This is a genomic window from Monashia sp. HAY1-5C, assembly GCF_056755255.1.
Map to the genome: position 1 here is coordinate 1 of NZ_JBPGXG010000863.1, position 231 is coordinate 231.

Annotated in this window: 1 protein-coding gene; it reads left to right on the plus strand. The window is 56.3% G+C overall.

The annotated features are described in order from the left end of the window. Positions 1 to 21 precede the first annotated feature (21 nt). Positions 22 to 231, plus strand: a 210-nt coding sequence (locus ACR9ZK_RS23785; RefSeq protein WP_481344364.1) for a hypothetical protein, incomplete at its 3' end; no start/stop codon positions are given.

Genomic DNA, 231 nt, shown 5'->3' on the forward strand with positions numbered 1-231 from the left:
GTCAACGACACACTCACGCTGATGGACCACGATCTGCAGCGCGAACAAACGGATGTGGAGGTCGTCCAAAAGACGAAACTTCCAGAGGTTGCCGGCATTCGCGTCGAGATGCAGCAGGTCCTGATAAATCTGATTTCCAACGCGGCGCAGGCCATGACGGGATCGGATGCCTCCAAGAAACTGGTGACCATCACGCTGGATGCGCCAGCCGACGCAACTCATGTCTCAATC